Source organism: Megasphaera sp. DJF_B143 (genome assembly GCF_900320625.1).
Taxonomy (GTDB): Bacteria; Bacillota; Negativicutes; order Veillonellales; family Megasphaeraceae; genus Megasphaera; species Megasphaera hexanoica.
This window is the reverse complement of the sequence record NZ_ONTA01000319.1, coordinates 1-2194: the sequence shown is the minus strand read 5'-3', so window position 1 is coordinate 2194 and position 2194 is coordinate 1. Positions and strand designations below refer to the sequence as shown.

The 2194-nt window shown below is 50.9% G+C and carries 1 protein-coding gene and 1 tRNA gene; both read left to right on the top strand.

The genetic code is table 11. The features are described 5' to 3' along the window. Positions 1-15 precede the first annotated feature (15 nt). Positions 16-107, top strand: a tRNA-Ser gene (locus DBO31_RS09110). Positions 108-556: 449 nt separating this feature from the next. Further along, positions 557-2062, top strand: a complete 1506-nt coding sequence (locus DBO31_RS09105; protein ID WP_150824995.1) for an IMP dehydrogenase — start codon at positions 557-559, stop codon at positions 2060-2062. Positions 2063-2194 lie beyond the last annotated feature (132 nt).

Sequence of the window (2194 nt, the reverse complement as noted above, 5' to 3'; positions counted from 1 at the left end):
AGATATGTAAGACGCGGAGAGCTGTCCGAGCGGCTGAAGGAGCATGATTGGAAATCATGTATAGGGCGAACGCTCTATCGTGGGTTCGAATCCCACCCTTTCCGCCATTGATTTGTGGGAGCAATGAGAAATGTTTCCTAACGTTTATAATCGCTTAATCATGCGGATTGTGGGCGATTTTGATAACGAAAGAATGTTTCCCATTGCTCTTTTTTTGTACCCTTTTTGCGCACTTTACGGCAGGAAAGGCCAGCCGTCGGCAGCTGGCGGCCAGCAGCCGGCTCTGCGGACAGAGATTCTTTGCCGTCCCTGTGAAGGGAAGGTGCCCGTCAGGGCGGAAGGTATGATGAAGAAAGGCCATCGGCGCTGCCAGAAAGAATGGGAGCTCTTGCTGTCAGCTTATAACAAACATGCATAAAATGGTACAATTATACTACTTGATTTTGTCCATACAGGGGGTATAATGATATAAATATCCCATATGGGGAAAAGAGAATGAGAGACCGGCAGATACAGGGTCCGGTTTAGAGTTGTCGTATTGATAAGGAGGATAAACATGGCTATTTATATCAACGAACCGTCACACACTTTTAATGAATATCTTTTGATTCCCGGGTATTCATCGAGTGAGTGTATGCCGGCGAATGTATCTCTCAAAACGCCTCTCGTAAAATATAAAAAAGGGGAAAAGCCCGCGATTGAAATGACGATCCCCATGGTTTCCGCTATTATGCAGTCCGTTTCCGGTGAAAAACTGGCCGTTGCCCTGGCAAAAGCTGGCGGCGTGTCGTTCATTTACGGCTCCCAGACCATCGAACAGGAAGCGGCTATGGTTGCCAAAGTCAAGGCCTATAAATCGGGCTTCGTACCCAGTGATTCCAACGTCAGCCCGGATATGACCATGGCTGCTGTGGTAGCTCTCAAGAAAAAGACCGGCCATTCCACTGTCGCCGTTACCTCCGATGGCACCGTCAATGGCAAGCTCGTCGGTATCGTCACCAGCCGTGATTACCGCGTGAGCCGTATGGATCCGGCTACTCCCGTCAGAGATTTCATGACACCCCTTGAAAAGATGATTTATGCCAAAAATGGCGTTACTCTCGGCGAAGCCAATGACATCATCTGGGATAAGAAACTCAATGCTCTGCCAATCGTCAATGAAGACGGAACGCTCAATTCTTTCGTATTCCGCAAGGACTATGCCGATCATAAAGAAAACCCGGGCGAACTCCTCGACGAAAAGAAACGTTATATCGTCGGCGCCGGGATCAATACCCGCGATTATGCCGAACGGGTACCGGCCCTTCTGGCAGCCGGTGCGGATGCCCTCTGCATCGATTCCTCCGAAGGTTTCTCGGAATGGCAGAAGCTGACTCTCCAGTGGATCCGCCAGCATTATGGCGATTCGGTCAAAGTCGGGGCCGGCAATGTCGTAGACCGGGATGGCTTCAACTTCCTGGCTGAATGCGGCGCTGATTTCATCAAAGTCGGTATCGGCGGCGGCTCCATCTGTATTACCCGTGAAACGAAAGGTATCGGCCGCGGTCAGGCTACGGCTCTTATCGAAGTCTGCAAAGCCCGTGACGAATACTTTGAAAAGACTGGCGTATACATTCCGGTCTGCTCCGACGGCGGCATCGTATACGACCACCACATCACACTGGCTCTGGCCATGGGCGCTGATTTCGTCATGCTTGGCCGGTATTTCGCCCGCTTCGACGAAAGCCCGACGGAAAAAGTCATGATCGGCGGTACCTACGTCAAAGAATACTGGGGCGAAGGTTCCAACCGTGCCCGCAACTGGCAGCGGTATGACCTGGGCGGTGACAAGAAGCTGTCCTTCGAAGAAGGCGTCGATTCCTACGTCCCCTATGCCGGTCCGCTCAAGGAAAACGTGGAAAAGACAACCAGCAAGATTAAATCGACCATGTGCAACTGCGGTGCCCTGACCATTCCGGAACTGCAGCAGAAAGCCAAGATTACCCTCGTTTCGGCAACGTCCATCGTAGAAGGCGGCGCCCACGACGTCATCCGCAAGGAAAAGAATACGACAGATAAATAATCATGTAAATACCAACAGGCCTGTCCCCGCGACAGGCCTGTTTTTTTTAGGGGGAAAAGATAGTTTGAAGAGAAAAGATAGTGGTCGGTGAACAATGGTTAGTGGGAAGGGAGAAAAAAGGCAGTTTGATGT